We start from the raw sequence: 24,037 nt of genomic DNA on the forward strand, positions 1-24,037 counted from the left end.
CTCATTGAACCTAAGAAACGGAAAAAAGCAGCCTTTGAGATTGTTTACGACATATTCAATCCCTTAGGTTAACGGATATGGTGACAACACCAACAACGGCATATTTTCATCATGTTCCCTTAGGGTCTCTCGCAGAGGACCCTAAGGTTCTTTGCGTTCTAAACATCTACCAGGATAAAGAGCATGTCATTGCGAGCGTAGCGCGGCAATCTCGTAGCCATGCATGTCCGCTCTGTATAACTAGGAGATTGCTTCGTCGTTCCTCCTCGCAGTGACATGGCTTTTTAAACCAATAATTTCAACTGATCTGCATCTTCCGTACACCTATGGTGTTGTCACCAACAACGGCATAGAAACCGATTTTATCCCCTCAATGCATCAAATAAAACTTAGGATAAAGCTTTTCCCCTCCGGCTACCTTCAATTCTATCAGGGTTTGGTTCTCATTAGCTTTATCGGCCATGTAATGTCCGCTTAAAGCATAGATGCCTTTTTTTAAATGCAATAAGGCTTTTTGCGGTTCAACGTAAGTATTCATCCCCATTTTAATTACCGGTACTTCATCCAAAAACAAAGCCGGGCTAACCTCAAAACCGGTAGTTAATTCATAATCCGCTTCCTTGTCTATTTTGATAAAACCTTTAATTTTAACCCAATTGATAAAACCTTCGGTTGCAATTTTAACCGGTACAATCAGGCTTGTTTCGCCGGTTTCCGTTGGCTTTTCATTTCCCAGCTTATCTATATCGCGTTCCCTCGTTTTAAAAACCTCGTAAGCCATACCGGGTTTGAGGTTAGCAACTTTTTCATGTGCAGGCTTGATATTCACCCGCCTGATGTTGGCCATTTGGCGAATGTGCTGATCATTCAATGTCCAGGTGGTGAAGGTTCTTAAACCGATGCTGTCTTTTAAGGGTACATTGATATTTACCGGGAAAGGTACAGCCACGCTATTGGCATCCGGCATTTTACCGTTTAACGCGTACCGAACTTTAGCTCCTTGCAGCGGGTAATTTAGCGTTAATTTAAACCTGCTTTTATTAGTGATGATATTATCAACCCCATCAATATCGGGTAAACGGGCATTAAAATTCCATAGCTTAAACAAACCGTACTGGTTTTTCATTTTCCAGCCAAAGCGCTCCAGGTTTTTTTCGTTCTTGGGGCTCCAGGTGAGTTCGGCTACGGCGAGGGCGCGGGGGTAAACCATGTATTGCAGGTGTTGTGCGTTGGGTACCTTTTCGTTCCAGATATTGCCCTGGGCACCTAAAATATATTCAGCTTCGGCATTGGTTAGTTCTTTCGACTGTGGCTCGTAATTATAAACTATTTGCCAGGTAACCGGTGGGTTCCAGCCTATTGGTTCCAGATCCTCATTGGCTTGCGGGGCATCAAAGTACATGTATGGCAGCGGCGTCATTACTACGTGATGATGCATCCTGGCGGCAGCTATGCCCCCGGCTTCACCCTGCCAGCTCATTACTGTCGCTGATTCGGCAAGACCGCCCTCCAAAATCTCATCCCAACCAACCAACTTCTTATTTTTTGACAGCAGGAACTTTTCTATCCGTTTAATAAAATAACTCTGTACTTCTTTTTCGCTTTTCAGGTGCTCACGTTTCATTAGAGCAACTGCTGTAGGGCTTTTGAGCCAATCGGCCATTTCGGCCTCATCACCGCCAATGTGAATGTATTGGTTCGGGAACAGCGCTATCACTTCTGTCAGCACATCTTCCATAAATTTGAAAGTATATTCACCCGGGTCAAGCATCCGCACACGGTGTTTAGCCCCTGTCGAATCCTGGCAGCCCAGTTGCGGGTAAGCAAAAATAGCAGCCTCGCTATGGCCCGGCATTTCAATTTCGGGCAGGATGGTCACAAATCTGTCCTGCGCATATTTAATCACATCCCTAATTTCATCCTTGGTATAAAACCCGTCGCGACCGTCATCTATCAGGTTGTCCAGCTTGCGGAATTCGCCCCGTTTAGCATAGTAGCTGATCCTGGCACCAACTTCGGTAAGGCGCGGATATTTATCAATCTGGATGCGCCAGCCTTCATCGTCGGTTAAGTGCCAATGAAACACATTCAGTTTGTAATGTGCCATTACATCGATGTATTTTTTCACTTCATCAACTGTAAAAAAATGGCGGCTTACATCCAAACTCAGACCACGCCAGCCAAAACGTGGCTGATCGGCTATGGTACAGGCGGCAACTTTTAGGGGCGCTGCTTTATCTGTCGGCAACAACTGAATTAATGATTGTACCCCGTAAAAAACACCAGCCCCGCTACCGCTGATACTTACCGATGCAGGATTCACATTCATGGTGTAGGCACTCTCAGCATTTGACCAAACATTGTTTAACCTGATGGCTGTTTTGGCAGGGATCTTTTCAAAAACTTTCACCATTGTTTGCAGGCCGTAGTTTTGATTAAGGTAATCCTGCAGGTATTTGCCTATTGGTTCTGTCTCTTTATTAACCCCGATCACGGCAGACTTACTTAAAATAAAACTGCCCTTCCCTGCCTTTAAACTTACCGGCTGCGGGATGATATGAAACTGTGCTTTTACCGTTATTGCCAATAAAAGCAGTGAGGTGAACAGTAAAATATATTTAAAAGATAGCGTTTTCTTCATTTCGGTAGATGATGAATAAAGATTATACCTTAATGGTAATATTCCTTTTGTAAAGGATCCAAACCGGGATAAAAATGATCAGCACAGTCAGGATAGCTCCGGCCAGTGAAGCGTTTTCGGGCGAGAGATATGGCACAAATAACTGATTATAAGTGAACGACCATAAATTGGTTTTACCTACCGGGATGGCAGCTATTAAAGCCGGGATAATATCGGCCAAAACATAGGCAGCAATGGCATTACGCCCGAACGCTAAAAATGGCGGCAGCAGGGCTTTATTCCCTTTGATATCGATAAACCAGTATGACAATGCAAGAATATTAATAGCCAGCCCGGCAGTAAGCAACACGAATGAGCTTGTCCACAATTGTTTGTTGATGGGAAAGAATGGATCCCAGATCAAAGCCAGTATGATCAATACGATGCCGGCTCCCATTATTTTAAGCAGATCAGCACTGGTTTTAAGTTTGCCCAGTTTGAGCCAGGTACCGGTAAATACACCTAACAAACAGGTAGCAACAGATGGGATTGTCCCAAGCAAACCTTCCGGGTCCCAGGTTTTGGATGAGCCCCAGAGGTGGTTTTCGGTAAATACCGATCTGTCAATCCAGGCGCCCAAATTGGTTGCCGGTTCAAGGTTAGGTGTACCGAAACCCGGTACAGGTACCAGCGTCATCAATAAATAATAACCAATTAAACAGCCTACAGCAATGATTACCTGTGTACGGATACCGGTTTTAACGTACAGCAAGGCAGTTATACCAAATACAAGCCCGATGCGCTGCAACACACCGGGAAAACGCAGATGCGCGAATTGAAAATCGTTGATCAGTGGTAAACAAACGCCAAGGGCTATGATAATCAGCGTACGGCGCAGGATGGATAACAGCAATTTGTTATGGTTGGCTATATCCGCTTTTTTACTTTCCATGGCATAAACGATAGATACGCCTACCATAAACAGGAAAAAGGGAAACACCAAATCGGTTGGGGTACAGCCGTTCCATTTGGAGTGTTCAAGCGGCCAGTAAATATGGCCCCAATCGCCGGGATCATTTACCAGGATCATGGCAGCTACGGTAAATCCCCTGAAAAAATCAAGCGACAAAAGTCTTGGGCGGCTTGTCTTTGTTGTGCCTGTATTTTCAAGCGCTTCCTGCTGATTGATTACCATAGTTGCTATGTATTACAGTACTATTAGCTATTTTTTTTATGGGTTTTTAAAATGTATTTGAACTGGTAAGTACCCGAGCCCACATCCATCTGCATATCGCCGCCGGCCGGTTTGATGTTAGCGATATCTTTATTGGTGTTAATGTCGATATTACTTTCTGTCACCGGACCATCAACCGCCGGTAGGGTGACCGTGGCAGTAGTATTCGGCGGCACAATTACATCAAGGGTAAAAATACCGTTATCAATACTCCAGGCCGATTTTACCTTTCCGTATAATGTTTCCAGTTCGGCATTGGCATTGGTCAATTTACCGCCGGGATGCGGGAAGATATTTATTTTATGAAAGCCAGGGCTACCCTCATCAGTGTTGATCCCTGCTATAACACGGTACATCCAATCGCCAATGGCGCCGTAAGCATAGTGGTTAAAGGAGTTCATTTCCGGATCTTCAAAAGTACCATTGGGTTTTATGCCATCCCAGCGCTCCCATATGGTAGTTGCCCCGTTTTTTACAGGATAAAGCCATGAAGGGTATGACTCTTTCATCAACAGATCATAGGCAATATCGGTGTGACCGAAACGACTTAACACATGGCAGATATACGGCGTGCCTAAAAAGCCTGTTGTAATGTGTTCATCATAATCTTCAATATTGTTTACCAGTCTTTTTGCCGCAGATTCGCGCAGGTTTTCGGGCAGCAGGTCGAAGTTAAGGGCAAGTACATATGATGTTTGCGTACCCGAGATCATACGTCCGTTAGGTGTAACATATTCTGCCTGAAAAGCCTTTTTGATATCAGCTAACAGCGCGGTATATTTTTTAACATCATCTTCCTTACCCAATATAGTAGCGGCATTAATAACCAGTTGAGTTGAATAAGCATAAAAAGCCTGCGCTATCAGGTTTTTATCGGTAAGGGCGGCGCCATCCTCATAGTCGGTACCGGCGTAAAACAGCCAGTCGCCAAAGTGGTTGCCGGTGTCCCAAAGGCCGTTTCGGGTATGCCGGGTAATATATCCCACCCAGGCGGTCATGCTTGGGTACTGGTTTTCCAATACCTTTTTATCGCCGTAAGCCAGGTAAATATTCCAGGGGACAATAGTTGCCACATCGCTCCATCCTGAGGCTGCCGCCGAAGCGCTATCCAGCATGTTAGGGATCACATAAGGCACCGCTCCGTTTTTATGCTGATCGGCCGAAAGATCTTTTAGCCATTTGGTAAAAAATCCGGCCACATCCATATTGAAGGTAGCGGTGCGGGAAAAGGCCTGGGCATCGCCCGTCCAGCCCATACGCTCATCGCGCTGGGGGCAGTCGGTAGGTACATCAATAAAATTACCCTTTTGCCCCCATTGAATATTATGCTGCAACTGGTTAATGAGCGGATTGGAGGTAGAGAACATACCCGTTTGCGCCATATCCGAGTACATGGCAAAAGCAGCCACATTGGTTGAATCCAACTGGCCATCATATCCTTCAACCTTCAGGTACCTAAACCCCTGGAAGGTAAAATGAGGTTCGAATGTTTCAATACTATCGCCCTTAAAAACATATACGTTCTCCTGCTTGGCTGTACGCAGGTTTTTTGTGTAAAAGTTCCCTTTCTGATCCAAAACCTCGGCATGGAACAGCTTTACCGTATCGCCTGCTTTTGCCTTTAATTTAAACTGCACCCAGCCAACCAGGTTTTGCCCAAAATCAACCACATGCTCGCCCGCAGGAGTGGTAAACACTTTAAGCGGCTTAAACATTTCGTGCTTGCGCACCGGCGGACCAAATGTAGCCACTAAATTTTCTTTAACGGTATCAATGGTGCGTACCGAATCCCAGTTTAAATCTTTGTAAGCAATGGTCGACCAGCCTTTCTTCTCCTTGCGGGCGTCATAAACTTCGCCATCAAAAAATGATGATGAACGGATTGGCCCATAGGCTACCTTCCAGGTTTTATCCGAATTAATGAGTATCCGTTTACCGTTAGTGTACACCACCTCTAACTGAAAAAGCAAACCAAGCTTGGTGCCATACACATTCTTTTTTCGATTATAGGTATAACCACGGTACCAGCCGTCGCCAAGGGTTACGCCAACAGCGTTATCGCCTTTTAACAGATCGGCAGTTACATCATAAACCTGGTACTGCAGGCGTTTGTTGTAACTCGTCCAGCCGGGGGCAAAGTAGTCACTGCTAATTCGTTTACCATTAAATTGCGCCTCATATAAACCGTGGGCAGTAATGTATAAATGCGCCGCACGCACCTTATGATCAAGCTTAAATGTTTTCCTGAACATGGGGCATGGGCCACCGATAGTGTCCGACAGGTAATTATTTTCTATCCATTTGGCACTCCAGTCGGCGGGTTTAAGCAGGCCCATTTTCCATGAGTTAACCATGCTCCATGGGGTAACCTGCTGCCTGTTGTTCCAAACGCGTACCTGCCAGTAAACTTTCTGACGTGAAACGAGCGCGGGGCCGCCATAGTAAACATGCAGCGATTCATTGGAGTTAACTTTTCCCGAGGTCCAGAGCAGGTCTTTACCTTTCAGTAAGGATACGGCGTTACTGCCTACCCTTATTTCATAGGCAATTTGCTGAATGTTGCGGTCCCGGGTTATTAGTTTCCAGCCAAGACGGGGAGCGGCATCGTCGACAGAGATGGGGTTTATTTTGTATTCACAAACCAGGTTATCAACCCGGAACGGCGGAGGAACCGGCGGCACTTTTTGTGCTTGTACAATTATTGGCAGAAAAGAAAAAAACAATATAATAACGCGTGTGCATACCTTTTTACACATACCTTTTTTGGGGTTTTAATAGTTCATGCTATTAAATATACTTTAACAGCAATATTGTTTTGATATGCACCTGAAATTTTTCATTGAGCCGGCCCACAAAAATGGGCGTTCATCGCAATATACACCTATAAACGTAATATAACCTGGTAAAAGTTTCACCCTGGCCGTGTAACATTATTAATGTTCGAGGTTTCCTTCATTTAAAGGATACTGGAACAGCAGGCGGATGTTGCTGTAAGCGGCCGGGTTAATTTGCCATGAACCATTTTTATAGGCCCTTTCACTGGCCGCGTGAGCTTTCATTACCTCTGCCGCTTTACCTGTACGTAAAAGATCAAACCAGCGGTGATTTTCAAAGGCAAGTTCAACCTGGCGTTCATGGGCTATCGCCGCGCGAAACCCTTCCTGGCTGGTAACATTTAAGTCGGCGTTAGCATTACCCATTGATTTAGGTTCAAGACCGGCGCGCTGCCTAACCAGGTTCAGGTATTTGAAAGCATCGCCCCCGGCTGCGAAACCTTGTTCGTTTAAGCATTCGGCCAGCATCAGGTAAACATCTGCATAACGATAAACCGGGAAGTTATTACCGGTAATGCCCTTAACATCCCCGATGCTCTGATACTTCTTGATGAAAGGCAGATCGATGCCGTACTCGTCTGATGTAAAATCAGTCAACGAAGCATCCCTCCTTTTATCACCTTCTTCATAGGCATTTACAAGGTCCTGGGTAGGGATGTTCCAGCCGTTTTGAGCATTGTTACCGATGTAAAAGCCGGTAACATCATTATCATAGTAATCCCATGGGATGAAAGTATCTATAAAATCAGACCCCAGGCCGTTAGGGCCTTCAATATACTGAATTTCAAAAATTGACTCGGGGCCATTTTCCTTAGCAATATCAAAATTATCCGCATAACTAGCGTTAAGGTTATAGGCCCCTGACGATATAACATTGCGTAACAGTGGTATGGCCAAGTCAAATTTCTTTTGGGTCATATAAACTTCGGCCAGCATGGTCTCGGCGGTACCTTTGGTAACCCTGCCTTTATTAGCGGTGGTTTGGTATTTTACAGGTAGTTTAGCTATCGCAGCCTGGGCGTCTGCAATAATCTGCGTATAAACAGCAGCTGCCGGTGACTTTGTAGACAAGTCATAAGCATCCCCTACCGATTTTGGCTCAACAAGCACCAGCGGTACATCACCAAACATACGTACCAGGTTAAAATAATTGAACGCCCGTAAAAATAACGCTTGCCCCCCTATGGTATCGGTAGTGGCGGCATCAAGCTTGGCAGCCGGCAGCCGATTGATGATAACGTTGCAGCGACCTATGCCGGTGAAACAGGAGCTAAAGTACGCCTGCACAATATCATTATTATTCAATTCGCGAAACTCATCCAACTCTTCCTTATTGTTGCCTGAACGGTCGTAAGGATCATATTCATATGAAGTATTATCAGACCGCATTTCGCCCATTGCCCAAAATGACCCGGTATATAAACCCTGAAGAGGGGCATAGGCACCATTAATAGCCTGAACAAACTGGGCTTTTGTTTTAAAAAAGTTGGCGCTGTTTTGAGTATCTGTAGGTTGCAGGTTAAGATAATCCTTTTTACAGCCGTAAAAACCAATAGCTGCGAGGCTAAGAAAAAGGTATATGTTTTTTTTCATGTCTTCTGATTCTTAATGTTGCTCAATTGTGTTTTCAAAAATCGCTGTATCTGCTAAAATGTTACGTTACAACCCAACGTGTAAATTGCCGAAACAGGATAGCCTGTAAAATTCACATTGGGTGATAACGAACGGTTACCCTGTTGCCCCTCAATGCCAACCTCAGGGCTGCCTCCTTTATAACCTGTAATCAGGATGGCATTTTGAGCGCTGAAGTATACCCTGAAGTTTTTGCTGAATTTTGTTTTGAAATTATAACCGAGATCAATATTCTTCACCATTAAATACGAGTTGCTCTCTACCCAATATGAGGGATAAAAATCGCGGGCAAGGCCTGTGTTTGAAGTTGTGGTAGGCAATATGCCGGCTCCCGGCTGCTCCGGTGATCTCCAACGGTTTATAACGCTTTGCTCAACGTTAAAAATACCATCCAAATTGGTTGTAAACTGTTTGTACATATCAAACACATGCCCCCCTACCGAGCCGGCCGAAATAATGTTCAGGTCAAATTGTTTGTAACTGAAGTGGTTGTTGAAACCAAATGTAAATTTAGGCCAGGGGCTGCCAATAGGTACCTGGTCTTTAGCATCAATAACACCGTCATTATTAACATCCTTATACCTGATATTGCCTACATTTTCACCCTCAAAATGCGGGTACTTATCAAGTTCGGCCTGGCTTTGGAATATACCCTCGAAAATATATCCGTAAAACTGCCCAAGCGGCAACCCTACCAGTGTAATACTGGTTGGGTTGTCATTCCGGGGCGCGTCATAGATTTGAGGTGTAGGGCCAAGACTTATAACTTTATTACGATTTAACGATATATTAAAATCTGTATTCCAGTTAAAAGCTTTGCTAACTATGTTTTTGGTGGTTACCGTAAACTCAAAACCGCGGTTACGCACATTGCCAACATTTGATAACGCGTATCCATAGCCCGAGGCTATCGGCACGGGTATATATTGCAGTAACCGTTCGGTAAAGCGGTTATAATACTCGGCAATTAAGTAAACCCGGCCTTTAAATAACGAAAGGTCCATGCCTATATCAAACTGTTTAGTTGTTTCCCAGCCAACTTCAGCATTACCGAGATCGGTAATTGACTTTCCCGGAGCAAGTGCTCCGCCAAAAGTATAATTGGTTTCGTCTACAGCGGCTATATAATCGTAGTTACCTACGCTGTTATTACCTGCGTGACCATAGCTGGCTGTGAATTTCAACTGATCGATCACATTCGTTTTTGGGAAGAATGATTCGTCAGAGATGCGCCAGCCGCCCGATACCGACGGGAAGGTTCCCCACCGGTGCCCCGGTGCAAACCTCGACGATCCGTCGCGGCGTATGGAGGCGCTTAATAAATACTTATCCTTATATGCATAGTTCACCCTACCAATCAATGATAATAGCCTCCATTCCGCGTCCCCGGCATCGGCTGTGATAATGGTGGCGGCCCTTACCGAACGGACTACATCGTCGGGGAAACCGGTACCATAGGTTAAGCGATAGTGGCTGGTTTCCTGCTGTATCGAATAGTCGCCCAAAACAGTTAATGTATGATTGCCCCACGTTTTTTTGTAGGTTACGGAGTTTTCGCTAAGCCAGTTGAAGGAATTAGACGAATTAAATGAGCCTATAGCTTTAACCTGGTTTCCGTCCTTATTGGGAATGCGGAAGCTTCCTAAAAACGACGGGCGGAAGTAATCGCCATTGCTATTCTGATAATCAATACCAAAAGTAGATTTTACATCTAAGCCTTTAATTATTTCCCAGTTAACGTATGTGTTAGCCAACGTACGGAATTGTGAATACTTATTAGTGGTATTAACCAGCTCACTTACCGGGTTGGCGTTAAGTGCCGTGCCTGCGATATTCCCGTTTCCCTCCGAACCTACCACATTGGTATATGAACCGTCGGGCTGTTTTACCGGCGTAAGCGGGCTTTCAAGATAGGCCTGGCTTAATGCAGCCTGGTCAAAATGCCCGTCTGTTTGTTGTAATTTACGCTGGCTGTAAGTTGGAGCGATGCTAAGGCCGGCCGTAACATTTTTAAACAGATCGGCATCCATATTGGCTTTTACCGAATATCTCCTGAATCCGGTGTTAAGCACCGTACCCTGCTGATCAAAATATCCCAATGAAAACAAAGAACGTACTTTATCGGTACCATTTGAAACAGTAACATCATAATTTTGCATAGGCGCGTTACGGGTAACTGCATCATACCAATCAGTACCTTTGCCAAGTGCTTTTGGGTTCCTGAACGCCTCAGGCACCTGATCCATGCTGAATGGCACCCCGTTCACTTTATCCAGGTCCTGTAAAGCTTCTATACGCCATTGCGCGTATTGCTCGGCGGTCATCATTTTCAATTTGCTTTTGGGCAATATGCTTTGGATCCCTGTTGAAGTATTTACCGTGACTGACGACTCGCCTTTTTTCGCCCTCCTGGTAGTGACCAAAATAACACCGTTTGACCCGCGCGAACCGTAAATAGCTGTAGAAGCAGCGTCTTTCAATACACTGATATTTTCAATGTCATCAGGATTAATAGTACTTAAAGGGTTTTGATATTGATCGAACCCCGGAGAAATGGGGAATCCATCAATTACATATAGCGGATCATCACCGGCACCCACTGAACCGGCACCGCGTATATTTACCGATACACCACCACCTGGAGTGCCGGTTACCTGGTTTACGGTTACGCCGGCAAGCTGGCCGGCCAGTTTCAGATCAAGACTCGCAGTTTTGATCTCTTTGATGTTGCCCATTTTTACCGAACCAACAGCGCCCGTTACGTCCTTACGCTCCTGGTTGCCATAACCTACAACAACTACCTCTTTTAATTCCTTGTTATCCTCACTCAAAACAACATTGATAGTTGTTCTTTTATTAACCGGTTCTTCTTTGGTTTGGAAACCTATGAATGTAAATACTAACACCACATTATCTTCGGCATTTAAGGTATACTTGCCGTCCACCCCGGTTATAGCACCAACGTTGGTGCCTTTTACTTTAACATTAACACCCGGTAAGGGCTGATTTTTATCATCTACCACAATACCGCTTATGGTTATGGGTACCTGGGCAGTGCTTACATCGGGCGTTTTCTTTTTATTTACGATGATATTTTTATCGTCAATAACATAGGTTAAAGGCTCATCCTTAAAGCATTGCTGCAACGCTTCCTGTAATGAAGCGTTAGTTAGTGAAAGATTAACCGGTTTGGTTTTTGAAATATCCTTATACCTGTAAAAGAAATAATAGCCGCTTTGCTTTTCAATTGCTTTAAAAGCTTTATCAAGCGCTATCCCCCTCGCATTCAGGGTTATGGATTGTGAAAAACTTTTAGCACTTAGCTGCAGGCAGCCGAGAGTTAGTAATAAGACGGTTAATCTCATCGTCAAAAACAGTTTTGAATGTGTACCAAAGGCACTAAATACTTTACCAGTAAAGTTTAAATGCATAACTTCGTGATGTTTGGGTTAAAAAAATCTGTTATTGAAAACTCAGGAAAGCTTGATCCAATTCATTATGCCGGAAGCGTTGCAGCGCTTCCGGCTTTTCTTTCATTTAGATAAGGAGAGCTTAGGTTGGAATATTTTGAGATTATATCGTCAGTGTTTCTTCATAGTTTGGGTTTAGCAGTTAAAAATCAGCTGCCGGTATTTTAAGGCGTAACAATTATTTTTTTGTTCTCAATCCTAAAACGCACGTGGCTTAATTCAAGGATGTGCAATACCTGCGATAGTTTTACATCCCTGCTGATCTTACCTACAAACTCATCATCAGGTATTTTACCTTCGTATATTACTTCGGTACCATACCACCTCGAAAGCTGCTTCATAATATCTTGTATGTTTGCCCGCTCAAAGTCAAAGAAGCCATTTTTCCAGGCCACCGCCTCGTCGGTATCAATATCAATAATTTTAATGTTTTTATCATTTATAATGCCCTGCTGACCGGGCTTTAATAAATTGCTCGTATTACCCTGTGTTAATTTCACCGATCCTTCAAGAAGGGTGGTTTTAACAGCGACCTCATCATTATAGGCCATAATATTAAAATGCGTACCCAATACAGCTACGTTAATATCTTTAACCTTTACATTGAAAGGCTTCGCTTTATTTTTGGCCACCTCAAAATATCCCTCGCCTGTAAGCTCTACATCACGTTCATTTCCGGTGAAGGCGGTAGGGAATTTTAAAGATGAGGCAGAGTTAAGCCAAACTTTTGAACCATCAGGAAGCACTACCCGGTACTGGCCGCCCCTGGGCGTACTAATGGTGTTATAGGCAACCGGGCCATTTTGTTGTCGGTCTTTATCAGCGGTGTAAACCACCTGCCCATCCTGCGTTTTATTAATGCTGATGTTACCCGATTGATTGAGCAAGCCGATCTTAGCCGAGTCCAGTATCAGTTTGGAGCCATTGGCAAGGGTTAAAACAGCCCTGTTATCGCCAGGCTCAACGTCATGTTTTACAACTGCTTTGTTTTGAGCCACCAGTTTTTGCTGTTCATGTTTAATACACCAATGATAAACAGCAGTACCCGATAGCAGCAATATGATAGCTGCCGCGGCCACATTTCTGAAAAAGTGCAGCTTGATAACCCTGGGCTGCGCGTTAAATGCCGGCTCGGCTATCGCCTGCCTGATATTATTTAACATGCGGTCTTCAAGTTCCTGCTTTACACCAAGCACTATTTCGTCCCATTCGTCGGTATCACCCTGAAAGCTTTCAAAAAAATTCAACAACTGTTCCTTGTCCGCGGCAGTTGCCTGCCCGGCCAGGTATTTATCTATCAGTTGTAAAAATTCTCCCTGTTGCACAAATGTGGTTTTGTTAGGGAGAGTAAAAAAGAGGGGGTATCCCCTACGCCGAAATGAAAAAAATTAAAATATTTGTGAGTTTCCTTTTTTAATGAGACAGTTTTTTCACATTTAGTGAGACAGTTTAACAACCGTTTTGAGGATATTATTCAATGAAAAAGCCACCGGACATCGGTGGCTTTTGGTAATTACGCTTTTTCGATCAATTTTGAAGCGATGCCATATCGATAACAAAGCGATATTTGACGTCACCTTTTTCCAGCCGTTCAAAAGCTTCGTTCACATATTGGATATCAATGATCTCTGATTCCGATACGATATTATGTTTAAAGCAAAAGTCCAGCATTTCCTGGGTTTCAGGAATGCCGCCAATGTTTGAACCGGCAAAGCTTCTGTTGCCTACGATCACACCAAAAGCTTGTACTTCCAGTGGTTCAGGAGGTAAACCAACCAATACAACAGCACCATCATGGCGCAGCAAATTCAGATAGGCGTTTACATCATGCTTTGCAGATACGGTGTCAATAATGAAATGCAACTTGCGTCCAAATTGAGCCATTTGTTCGGCATCTGATGATAACACCGCTTCATCTGCACCTAAACGTTTAGCATCTTCGACTTTGGATGGTGATGTGGTAAACACTGTAACATGCGCACCCATCGCTTTAGCTATTTTAATAGCTAAGTGACCTAAGCCGCCGATACCCAGTATACCAACCTTTTTGCCGGGAGCAGCACCCCAATGTTTTAAAGGGGAGTAAACGGTGATACCTGCGCAAAGCAGCGGTGCAGCTGAAGCAAGGTTTTGGAACTCCGGCATATGCAATACATACCGTTCATTACATACATAGGTTTTAGAAAAACCGCCAAAAGTATGTCCGCCTGATACTTTGTCTTCACTGTTGAAAGAGAAGGTTACGCCTTCTTCGCAGAACTGCTCGATGCCGTCATTGCAATATTCGCAATGCCCGCAACTGTCGACAATACAACCAACTGCTGCCAGTTCACCAACCCTGAAGTTTTTTACATGATCACCTACGGCTGTTACCCGGCCTACAATTTCGTGACCAGGAACGATAGGCCATTGCATTCCGCCAAAATCATTTTTGATCTGGTGAAGGTCGCTGTGGCAGATACCACAGTGCAAGATTTCCATCTCTACGTCGTGTGCTTGTAAAGCGCGGCGCTGAATGTCTATTTCATGCAGTGCTACATCGACTGCTTCTGTTCCATATGCTTTTACTGTTGTGCTCATTGATTGCTGTTAATTGTTTTGATTTGAATATTCGTTATCTGATACTGGCTCCATCCAGTTGACCATTCCTTTTTCCGTATTGATGTTAATGGCGACGTGGATCATCGGGGCATCGGGTGAAGCACCGTGCCAATGTCTGATGCCCGGCAAAACATTGATCGCGCCACCGGCTTCAACATGTTGTACTGGGCCTCCTTCTTCCTGGTAATAGCAAACGCCCTCTTTGACAAGCAGGATCTGGTTTGAGGGATGCGTATGCCAGTTGTTGCGGCAGCCTGCTTCAAAATAGACATCACTTACATTGCAGTTAGTCACCTCATCAGTAGCTACCAGCGTTTTAACATACGCTTTGCCGCTGAAGTATTCTGCAACGGCGGGTTTAAATCCTTGTTCAGTTAAATTCTCTTGGTTCATGGTAAATGTATTTTATTGATTAATTGGGCTTGCTGATACCCAGGTTTTCATTTTTGTGCAGTTCCGGATCTTTAATGATGGTAGCAATAAAAGCAGCAATACTTTTTCTGGAAATAGCGGTGCCGGTTTCCGGTTGCCCCTTCTTTGTTAGCACGTATTCGACCTCGTTGCCATTGGTAAACCAATCCGGTCTAAGAATGGTATAATCCAGTCCGGATGCTTCGATAATGTCCGCAAGTTTACGGTATGGCTTTAATATCGCCCGTAAAGGCGTATTGTAGATGCCAATAGAACTGATCGCGACGATCCGTTTAACCCCGGTTTCCTGCATAGCTTTAACAATGATTCCAGTCATGGTTTCCAGATCGCCCGCAAGGTTCACATAAACAAGATCATGGCCGATAATTGCGTTTTCAACATGGTTATAGTTGGCAGCGTCGCCTTCGATCACTTTGTGTTTGGCAGCTACATTTTGCTGTAATCGCTTTTTGTTTCGCACAAACAACGTCAGTTCCACCTCGGGCTGTTTTTCGAGGTCTTTTATTACGCATGGGGCAAGGCTTCCGCTCGCCCCGATAATGATCACCTTTTTCATTTGCTTTCGGGTATTACGCTGGCATGCAATGCCAGTAGCTTCCAAGCGCTTTTAGTTGTCGATCTGGTAAATACTTCAAGGTAAGCCAAGTGCAGTACAGTTTGCTTACCGCCAACAGTTACATCGAACAAGCCTTTACCAGTTACGGTGCCCGTGTTTTGTTCGATGACTACATCGCTTTCTTCGACGTTAATACTGTTATGCACAAAGTTACCACCCTTCAAACGTGCAAGATATGCTGCCTTAGACTGTATCACGCCCGCTGAACTGAGTACGACCAGCCGTTTATGCAATACGTTTTCAAGCGAGTCAAAATGACTTCCGACTTCCCATTGAAAGATCTGCGATGAAAGTGCTTTTAAAGCAGTTTCACGTTTGGACTGTGCAAATGCCGTAGTGCCGGTGAGCAGCAAAAGCGCTATTGAAATTGCTTTCATATCAGCTGTTTGAATTTGGCGCCAATTCTCCGTAGAAGTAAGAGGCCGTTGCACCACCATCGATCAAAAAGTCGGAACCGGTAATGAAAGCGCCTGCATTCGATAATAACAATTCGGCAACATTGGCAACTTCATCAGCTATACCGGGACGCCCTGCCGGGCTTTTCGCAAACATGTTTTTATAAAAATCACCTCTTGGACCGTTGATCTCATCAAGTGCAAGCGGTGTAATAATGATACCCGGTGAGATCGCATTAACGCGTGCATCCCGTTTGCCCCATTTTACAGCTTCTGCCATTACACGCTTACCATTAGCCCGTTTTGCCATTTGATAAGCATGCAGCGTATCTTTGATGTGTTCCGGTTTAAGCAGTTCCAATTGCAGCAACTCTTCTGTCGGTGTTATTGCCAGCAACCTGTCCTCGTCGGCTGTTAATGCCGGCATCCGGTACCCTGACTGGCTGGAGATCACCACGCCTGTACCGCCGGGTTTGATCACCTTGCCGAACTCTTCCAATAAAAGTGAAGTTCCGTAGAGGTCAACCTTCAGTATCTGTTCAATGGATGCCTGGCTCGGTGAAACACCTGCCGCATTGATGAGCATCGCAATTTCACCTTCCTGCTGAGCAGCTCTGATCAGTTCCTGAACAGATTCTCTTGATGAGATGTCCACTTTAAACGGTACTACGTCAAAACCGGCTTCCGTCAGTGTCTTGGATATCGCCTGCGCATTTTCTATTTTCCAGTCTGCTACGAACATTTTATTACCATAACCCATTCTACGGACGATGGCCATACCTAATTGACCGGCCCCGGTCAATACGATAACATTGTTTGAAGTTTTCATGATTAACGTCCCTGGTTATAAGCTAAATGTTGTGGATAACGTGCGCCGACAACCTCGATATGACCAAGTGCGGTTTGAATGTCCGCGAGATCCTGCTCGCTTAAGACTACCTTAGCAGCTGACATGTTCTCTTCTAATCTGTTGAGCTTGGTGGTGCCAGGTATCGGCACAATGTATGGCTTTTGCGCCAGCAGCCAGGCAATTGCTATCTGTGCATTGGTTACGCCTTTTTGTTTCGCGATCTCTGTTAAGGCATCTACGAGGCCCTGGTTCGCCTGGCGGTTTTCTTCCGAAAAGCGCGGCACCACATTGCGGAAATCCGTTTTATCGAAACTGGTCTTATCGTTAATGGCACCGGTTAAAAATCCCTTGCCGAGCGGGCTGAATGGCACAAAACCAATGTGCAATTCTTCCAATAACGGTAGTATTTCCTTCTCAGGTTCACGCCACCACAAGGAGTATTCACTTTGCAGTGCTGTTACCGGTTGAACGGCGTGTGCTTTACGGATGCTGGCTGCACCGGCTTCCGACATACCAAAGTGCTTTACTTTGCCTTCTGCGATCAGTTCTTTCACGGCACCTGCAACATCTTCCATCGGCACGTTAGGATCAACACGGTGCTGGTACAGCAGGTCGATCCGGTCGGTACGCAGACGCTTTAATGCGGCTTCCGTATGTGCGCGGATGTTTTCAGGGCGGCTGTCCAGGCCGTCACTTGTCTTACCGTTCTTAAAACCGAATTTGGTGGCGATCACTACTTCGTTGCGAAAAGGCTCCAATGCCTCGCCAACCACTTCTTCATTCAGGTAAGGCCCGTAGGCTTCAGCGGTATCAAAAAAGGTTACGCCAATTTCAAACGCGTGACGGATCAATTCGATTGCTTCTGTTTTTTCCGTAGCCGGGCCATATCCATAGCTTAGACCCATGCAGCCTAATCCAAGGGTTGAAACTTCCAGGTCTTTTCCTAATATTCTCTTGTCCATGTCTTAATAATTTTTGTTATTGTAGATGATGGCACAAAGGTCAGGCCTATTTTTTTGTCTTCACTTATACAGATCACGGTATTACCTACCAATTTCTCGGATATGGTGGCAGTAATGATTATTTGGTGGATGGAGTGCTTACATTTGTTTAGGATAAGGAATTGATATGGAAGAGATCATCCGGTTTGAGACCGTAAAGTCTTATAATGACTTCAATAATGAAGAGACGTTGCACCCATTGGTGAGCGTCATAGATTTTTCAAAGGCAACACCGCGCAAGCGCTATAAGATGTATTTCGGGCTATACGTCGTCATCTTAAAAGATGTGGATTGTGGTGACCTGACTTACGGTAGGGCAAATTACGATTACCAGGAGGGCACACTGGTATTTTTCTCTCCAGGACAAGTGGCTGGAGTACAAAAGGAAGAACTCTTCCAGCCAAGCGGCCATGCCTTGGTTTTTCACCCCGACTTTATTAAAGGCACATCTTTGGGAAAACATATACAGGATTATGGTTTTTTTAGTTACAAAGTAAACGAAGCACTTCACCTTTCAGAGCGTGAACGGAAGATTGTCCTGGATAGCTTCAGCAAGATCCGCTATGAATTAGAACATGCCATCGACAAGCACAGCAAAAAATTAGTGGTGAACACCATTGAACTCTTTCTTGATTATTGTGTCCGTTTCTATGACCGGCAATTTATAACCCGTGACGAAGCACACAGAGGTTTACTAGAAAGATTCGAGGCTTTTTTGAATGAATATTTGAGTTCGGATAAATTGCAAACCATCGGCCTGCCAACGGTTGCTTATTGTGCTGATGGACTCAATTTATCTGCAAACTATTTTGGGGAACTGATAAAAAAGGAAACAGGCAAATCTGCACATGAATATATTCAGGAAAAAGTGATTGATCTGGCGAAAGAAAAGATATTCGACCCCAACAAGCCCGTTAGCGAGATCGCCTATGAACTGGGTTTTAAATACCCGCAACATTTCACCCGACTATTCAAGAAACAAACCGGCAGCTCTCCTTTGGAGTACCGAAGCAATAATTAATAATTCGGCGTTCTGCACAGTTGGCTCATTAAAAGAGAGGCATCACAAAGCTTTCACCTAACTAAAAAAAATGAGACATTAAATGATGTAAACGTGAGGCATCATAAGATGTAAATGACAGCCAGAAAAAGAAAACGTTTTTACATTGCTATTTTCCCAATCGTCGATTGGGATATTACCAAATCAAGAAAGATCACCATAAAATAATTAGAATTATTTATCTAAAAAAAACATCAACGCTTCCAGGATAAAAGCCGAGCCTAACGAGCCGCGCAACTGGCGAAGCGCTTTGGTTAAATGATTTTCGACGGTTTTAGTAGAGATGTTTAGCTGCAGGGCTATTTCCTTATGACTAAGGCATTCTTCGCGGCTCAGCTTGTAAACTTCCCGGCATTTTTCGGGCAGGGTATCAATTACCTGGTTTATTTGCAATAGCAGTTCTTTATGCTCAATGGTGTTGTGGGTAGCAGGGGTGTGCAGGCGTTCTATCAGATCATCAAAAATCTCGCTTCTTACGGGCGTACCTGTGCGGATTTGCCTGTAAACCCCATAACGTACCGATGCATACAGATAGGCTTTAAGCGATATAGTAATCTCCACTTCGGCCCGGCAATCCCAAAGCTTAATAAACAGTTCCTGGATAATATCCTCGCATGCCTGCCTGTCTTTTAAGATATTATAAGCCGCTTTAAAAAGCGAAGCCCAGTACCTCCTGTAAATCATGGTAAGCGCCGCTTCATCATCAGCCTTTAATCGGCTAATGAGCTGCATATCGCTCATCACAATTTTGTCGGGCATAGTTTACTAATTAAGTTCGTCCGGGAAACAAAGGCTAAAATTACTTAAATATTAATTTAATATATTTAAAAAGTAAAAATAAGCTTATATGCTAATTATGAATAACTTAACCATCATTTCAAACTACCGGCTATTAATATAAAATAACCCAAAGGTTATCAAAAGCATAGGCATAACTTATTTATTATACAGGTTGATCAATGCTATCCGGCAAAAAAAAGAGAGCCGCCCCTCCGGGCAGCTCTCCACTCTTAAACACTCAACTTTGAAAACAATCAATTCTTCAGTATTTCGTTTGCCAACACAATTTCTTCATGGGAAATAGTATGTTGACGGCCTTTATATATTTTGAGGGTTACACCCGCAATTAATTCTTTTAATATTTCAACACTGTCATTAACCCTGCTAACCGGTACATGCGGGTCGGGGTCGCCGGTAGTAACCAGTACCGGGGTATTGTTAAAATCGCCTTTATAGTTTTCCTTAACCAATTCCTCTCCTATCAATCCGCCGGTGAAAGCGATAACCCCTCCGTACCTGCCGGCATTGCGGCCGGTATATTCAAGCGTTAAACATGCCCCCTGCGAAAAACCAAGAAAATAGATATTTTCCTGTGCTATTCCTTTTTGCCTGAGGTCCTCTACCAGTTCGTCAATTACTTCAAGGGCCGAATCAAGTGTCGGTTGGTTATTTTGCACCGGGGCCATAAAACTGTAGGGATACCAGCTATGTTGATTGGCCTGTGGCGCATAGATAGCGTAACCATCTAATTCAAGATGATCTTTAAGCGAGATCATGCTGCTTGCCGATGCGCCGCGGCCATGCAGCATAATAATGGCTTTTTTGGCCTGTTCGGCGGGAACTCCCGCCGAAACAACCTGTTTTGTGTGCCTGTACATCTGTTTGATTAAACTAATGATGGTAATGTTTTTTCCAACTCGCCGCGCAGGTTTTCATACTGCGCAGGTAATTTTAATCCTGTGCCCAATAATTCGGCTGGTTCATCAACCGCGAAGCCTGGGTTATCGGTTGCTATCTCAAACAAAACACCACCTGGTTCGCGGAAGTATAATGAGTAGAAATAGTTTCTGTCTATTTTGTCGGTGATATGCAAGCCAAGGTTTGCTATCTTTTCACGGTATTCCATCAATACTTTTTCGTTTGGTACGCGGAATGCTACGTGGTGAACAGAACCACCCGCTACATGACCGGCAACTTCTCCCGGAACTTCCACCAAATCAACTATAGCTGCATTTTCGACAGCATCGGTAATAAACCTGTAGCGGTTAACATGCTGTTCCAGTAAGCGATAGCCTAATACACCGGCTAATATTTTGGCAGTAGCCTCAATTTTATTCGATGTAATAGTAATGCTGTGAAAACCTTTGGTAGCATTGGCTGCGGTTACCTCGGCAGTTTCCCATGGTGTGCGAGTATCGGCTTTTTTGGGAACGATAAGCTCAAATTTCAAACCATCAGGATCAAGAAAAGTAAGGTACTGCTCGCCAAATTTTTCGGCCGGTTTGTTGTAGATCACATTGTTATCCTCAAACCTTTTTAACCAGAAATCCAAACTACCTTCAGGTACCGAATAACCAATTTCAGTCACCTGCCTTGCACCCCGGCGACCTGCTGTGATGCCTTCCCATGGGAAGAAAGTAAGGATGGAGCCGGGAGTACCGTTGCCATCGCCATAATATAAGTGATAAGTACCGGGATCATCAAAGTTTACGGTTTTTTTAACTAACCTTAAGCCCAATACACGGGTATAAAAATCATAGTTTTTTTTGGCATTGCCTGCAATTGCAGTGATGTGGTGAATGCCGTTTATAGTGTTTTCCATTGTTTTCCTTGTTTTAAATATTTTAATACTTGCTGTGTTATTATGATTCAAAATTACGGTCAAAATCGCCGGCGGCACTTGATGTAGGATAAGAAAAACGGGGCGGTGTTTTTTTATTATTAAACGATTTCATTATCCGCCTTTCGGCAAAAAAAGTATATTCGGTTTTACATTTACATTGATGATCAACCTGTTTACATTCCGCAAATTTCTCAGTTGTATTCCGTTATGCCTGCTTTTTGCAGCGGTAACCAACGCTCAGGTAAAGGAGGAAGGCATTATCCCTAAGCCGGTTATAATGGTAAAGACAAACGCAAACCAGGTTTTTACTTTTAATCAATCAACAGCAATAGGTACCACACCCAACATCGGCCGGGATAATCTTACATTTTTCAATACCTATTTTAAATCTGTTTCAGGTTTCAGCCTCCGGGCAAATCATAGGTTGAATGCTCCTGTTCAATTAAATATAGATGATAAATATGTTACCCGACCAGAGGGATATAAACTATCGGTTACTGCTAAACAGATAAAAATTAGCGGCCATGATGAAGCCGGTGTGTTTTATGGTTTGCAATCACTTATCCAGTTACTAAAAGTATCCGGCGGAAAAGTAACTGTGCAAAGCTGCACCATTATGGATTACCCCCGTTTTAAATACCGCGGAATGCATTTAGATGTAAGCCGTCATTTTTTCAAGCCCGAAGCTATCAAAAAATGGATAGACCTGCTGGCATTATACAAAATCAACACCTTCCACTGGCACTTAACTGATGACCAGGGCTGGCGCATCGAAATAAAAAAATATCCTTTACTGCAAAGCATTTCGGCTTACCGCGATGAAACCATCATTGGCCACAAAAAGGATAGTCCGCACAGGTTTGATGGTAAACGCTATGGCGGCTATTACACCCAGGATGAGGTTAAAGAAATTGTAGAATATGCCACCCAAAGGCACATTACCGTAATCCCGGAAATTGAAATGCCGGGCCATGCACTGGCGGCGCTGGCTGCTTACCCGCAATTGGGTTGTACCGGCGGCCCGTATAAAACCGCTACCTATTGGGGTATTTTTGATGATGTGTATTGCGCCGGCAATGACGAAACGTTTACCTTTTTACAAAATGTGATGGATGAGGTACTGCCGTTGTTCCCTTCAAAATATATTCACATCGGCGGTGATGAATGCCCTAAAACCAAATGGAAGGCCTGCCCCAAATGCCAGCAGCGCATTAAGGACGAACACCTGAAAGATGAGAAGGAACTGCAAAGTTATTTCATCGGCCGCATGGAGAAATACCTGAACAGTAAAGGCCGGCAGATCATAGGCTGGGACGAGATCCTGGAAGGCGGGCTTACCCCCGGTGCAACCGTAATGAGCTGGACTGGCGAAGAAGGTGGAATAGCCGCCGCCAAACAGCATCATGATGCCATCATGACGCCCGAAAAATATGTATACCTGGATTATTACCAGTCCCTTTACCAGGCCGAGCCATTAGCCGGCGGCGGTTACACGCCATTAAGCAAGGTCTATAATTACGAACCAATAACTAATGAATTAAGCGGCGAGGAAGCAAAATACATCAAAGGCGTACAAGCCAACGCCTGGAGCGAATACATGGCCAGCCCCGCACAGGCCGAGCGGCAATTGTTCCCGCGAATGCTGGCTTTGGCTGAAGTTGCCTGGAGTTCGAAGAAAAATAAAAGCTATCCGGATTTTTTGAAACGACTAAGGTACCAACAGCCTTTACTTGAAAAGCTAAATATAAACGCGGCTGATGTATTTGACGAGATCACCGATTCTGTAATCGAAACAGCTAATCATCAGGTAGCGTTAAATCTCCAAACAACTTTACCCGGCGCTAAAATATTTTATACAACAGATGGTACTGAGCCAGGCTTAAACAACAAAGGTTACACAGGTGCAATTACAATAGCATCATCAGGCATTATTAAAGCAGCTGTTTTTAACAACGGCAAACAGCAGGGCCGGACTTATGAAAAATTGTTTACTATTCATCAGGCCATTGGCAAAACTGTGGCGCTTAAAAACCAGCAGCAGGGAGGGTTTAATCCGGGTAATACCTTTGGTTTGGTAAACGGCATCTTCGGCAGCAAGCTTTATAATGACGGGCAATGGTATCGCTTCAGTGGCGATGATCTGGAAGCGGTAGTTGACCTTAGAAACGAGCAAAGCATATCAAAACTGGGTATCAACATCCTAAAATACCACTGGCAGAAAATGTGGGAGCCAACGCTGCTTACCTTTGAGGTATCAACAGATGGAAGCAATTATACCGAAGTTTACCGCCAGACAGATTTCCCGGATAACGGCATCAACGCTGTAAGGGCAAACATCAAAACACAGCAGGCAAGATATATCAGGGTAAAAGCAACCAACAAGGGCATTATTCCCCCTGGTGAGTATATTCCCGGGGCAAAGGCATGGTTAATGGTGGATGAGATAGTGATACAATAATGAACCTTGATTCGCTTGATTAAAGGATTTCCTGATGACCAGTTGCATAATTTAACCCTTTAATCAAATAAATCAGGGTTCAGATAACTATTTGCATCGCATAATCCTTTAATCAGGCAAATCATGGTTCAGATTTGCCGAACTTTTTTTTATATTTTTATACCAAACACTAATGCCTGCGTTATGTTGAGTAAAAAGTTTTTAATATTTG

Annotated in this window: 17 protein-coding genes; 2 read left to right on the forward strand and 15 right to left on the reverse strand. The window is 44.1% G+C overall.

The window, feature by feature from the left end:
* Window positions 1–370 precede the first annotated feature (370 nt).
* The 12 genes from ABIC84_RS21280 to ABIC84_RS21335 all read right to left on the reverse strand — a co-directional run bounded on the left by ABIC84_RS21280 (window position 371) and on the right by ABIC84_RS21335 (window position 17,646).
* The gene (locus tag ABIC84_RS21280; protein ID WP_429264870.1) at window positions 371–2,641 is read right to left on the reverse strand and encodes a beta-N-acetylhexosaminidase; all 2,271 of its coding nucleotides are present in this window, start codon (window positions 2,639–2,641) and stop codon (window positions 371–373) included.
* 22 nt (window positions 2,642–2,663) lie between these two features.
* On the reverse strand, window positions 2,664–3,815 hold the full coding sequence (locus ABIC84_RS21285) for an acyltransferase family protein (RefSeq protein WP_429264871.1): 1,152 nt from the start codon (window positions 3,813–3,815) through the stop codon (window positions 2,664–2,666).
* A 23-nt stretch (window positions 3,816–3,838) separates the two neighbouring features.
* Window positions 3,839–6,610, reverse strand: a complete 2,772-nt coding sequence (locus ABIC84_RS21290) for a family 78 glycoside hydrolase catalytic domain (protein WP_429264872.1) — start codon at window positions 6,608–6,610, stop codon at window positions 3,839–3,841.
* 177 nt (window positions 6,611–6,787) lie between these two features.
* On the reverse strand, window positions 6,788–8,281 hold the full coding sequence (locus ABIC84_RS21295) for a RagB/SusD family nutrient uptake outer membrane protein (RefSeq protein WP_429264873.1): 1,494 nt from the start codon (window positions 8,279–8,281) through the stop codon (window positions 6,788–6,790).
* Between the two features lie 53 nt (window positions 8,282–8,334).
* Window positions 8,335–11,685, reverse strand: a complete 3,351-nt coding sequence (locus ABIC84_RS21300) for a TonB-dependent receptor (protein ID WP_429264874.1) — start codon at window positions 11,683–11,685, stop codon at window positions 8,335–8,337.
* 269 nt (window positions 11,686–11,954) lie between these two features.
* A complete protein-coding gene (locus tag ABIC84_RS21305) occupies window positions 11,955–13,115 on the reverse strand; it encodes a FecR family protein (protein WP_429264875.1) in 1,161 nt (386 codons plus the stop codon).
* A 202-nt stretch (window positions 13,116–13,317) separates the two neighbouring features.
* Window positions 13,318–14,370, reverse strand: a complete 1,053-nt coding sequence (locus tag ABIC84_RS21310) for an NAD(P)-dependent alcohol dehydrogenase (protein ID WP_429264876.1) — start codon at window positions 14,368–14,370, stop codon at window positions 13,318–13,320.
* A gap of 9 nt (window positions 14,371–14,379) precedes the next feature.
* Window positions 14,380–14,784 (reverse strand): cupin domain-containing protein, encoded by a 405-nt coding sequence (locus tag ABIC84_RS21315; protein WP_429264877.1) that lies wholly within the window; start codon window positions 14,782–14,784, stop codon window positions 14,380–14,382.
* 19 nt (window positions 14,785–14,803) lie between these two features.
* Window positions 14,804–15,379, reverse strand: a complete 576-nt coding sequence (locus ABIC84_RS21320; RefSeq protein WP_429264878.1) for an NAD(P)H-binding protein — start codon at window positions 15,377–15,379, stop codon at window positions 14,804–14,806.
* Window positions 15,376–15,816 carry a nuclear transport factor 2 family protein gene (locus ABIC84_RS21325; RefSeq protein WP_175490057.1) on the reverse strand — a complete coding sequence of 147 codons (441 nt, stop codon included), beginning with the start codon at window positions 15,814–15,816 and terminating at the stop codon, window positions 15,376–15,378. The genes ABIC84_RS21320 and ABIC84_RS21325 overlap by 4 nt, the downstream gene beginning before the upstream one ends.
* A 1-nt stretch (window position 15,817) precedes the next feature.
* Window positions 15,818–16,663 carry an SDR family oxidoreductase gene (locus ABIC84_RS21330; RefSeq protein WP_429264879.1) on the reverse strand — a complete coding sequence of 282 codons (846 nt, stop codon included), beginning with the start codon at window positions 16,661–16,663 and terminating at the stop codon, window positions 15,818–15,820.
* Window positions 16,664–16,665: 2 nt separating this feature from the next.
* Entirely contained in the window at window positions 16,666–17,646 is a 981-nt protein-coding gene (locus ABIC84_RS21335) for an aldo/keto reductase (protein ID WP_429264880.1), read from the reverse strand.
* A 166-nt stretch (window positions 17,647–17,812) separates the two neighbouring features.
* Here ABIC84_RS21335 and ABIC84_RS21340 point away from each other — a divergent pair, with 166 nt between their 5' ends.
* On the forward strand, window positions 17,813–18,706 hold the full coding sequence (locus tag ABIC84_RS21340; protein WP_429264881.1) for a helix-turn-helix domain-containing protein: 894 nt from the start codon (window positions 17,813–17,815) through the stop codon (window positions 18,704–18,706).
* Window positions 18,707–18,919: 213 nt separating this feature from the next.
* Here ABIC84_RS21340 and ABIC84_RS21345 read toward each other — a convergent pair whose 3' ends face one another.
* From ABIC84_RS21345 to ABIC84_RS21355, 3 genes are all read right to left on the reverse strand, one after another.
* Complete coding sequence (locus ABIC84_RS21345) at window positions 18,920–19,504, reverse strand: RNA polymerase sigma-70 factor (protein WP_426581297.1); 585 nt, start codon at window positions 19,502–19,504, stop codon at window positions 18,920–18,922.
* A 275-nt stretch (window positions 19,505–19,779) separates the two neighbouring features.
* Window positions 19,780–20,403 (reverse strand): alpha/beta hydrolase, encoded by a 624-nt coding sequence (locus ABIC84_RS21350; RefSeq protein ID WP_429264882.1) that lies wholly within the window; start codon window positions 20,401–20,403, stop codon window positions 19,780–19,782.
* An 8-nt stretch (window positions 20,404–20,411) separates the two neighbouring features.
* A complete protein-coding gene (locus ABIC84_RS21355; protein ID WP_429264883.1) occupies window positions 20,412–21,347 on the reverse strand; it encodes a ring-cleaving dioxygenase in 936 nt (311 codons plus the stop codon).
* A gap of 181 nt (window positions 21,348–21,528) precedes the next feature.
* Between ABIC84_RS21355 and ABIC84_RS21360 the strand changes: the two genes are divergently transcribed.
* The gene (locus tag ABIC84_RS21360) at window positions 21,529–23,826 is read left to right on the forward strand and encodes a glycoside hydrolase family 20 protein (RefSeq protein WP_429264884.1); all 2,298 of its coding nucleotides are present in this window, start codon (window positions 21,529–21,531) and stop codon (window positions 23,824–23,826) included.
* Window positions 23,827–24,037 lie beyond the last annotated feature (211 nt).

The sequence above is a fragment of the Mucilaginibacter sp. 3215 genome, from assembly GCF_050433785.1.
In the GTDB taxonomy this organism is placed as follows: Bacteria; Bacteroidota; Bacteroidia; order Sphingobacteriales; family Sphingobacteriaceae; genus Mucilaginibacter.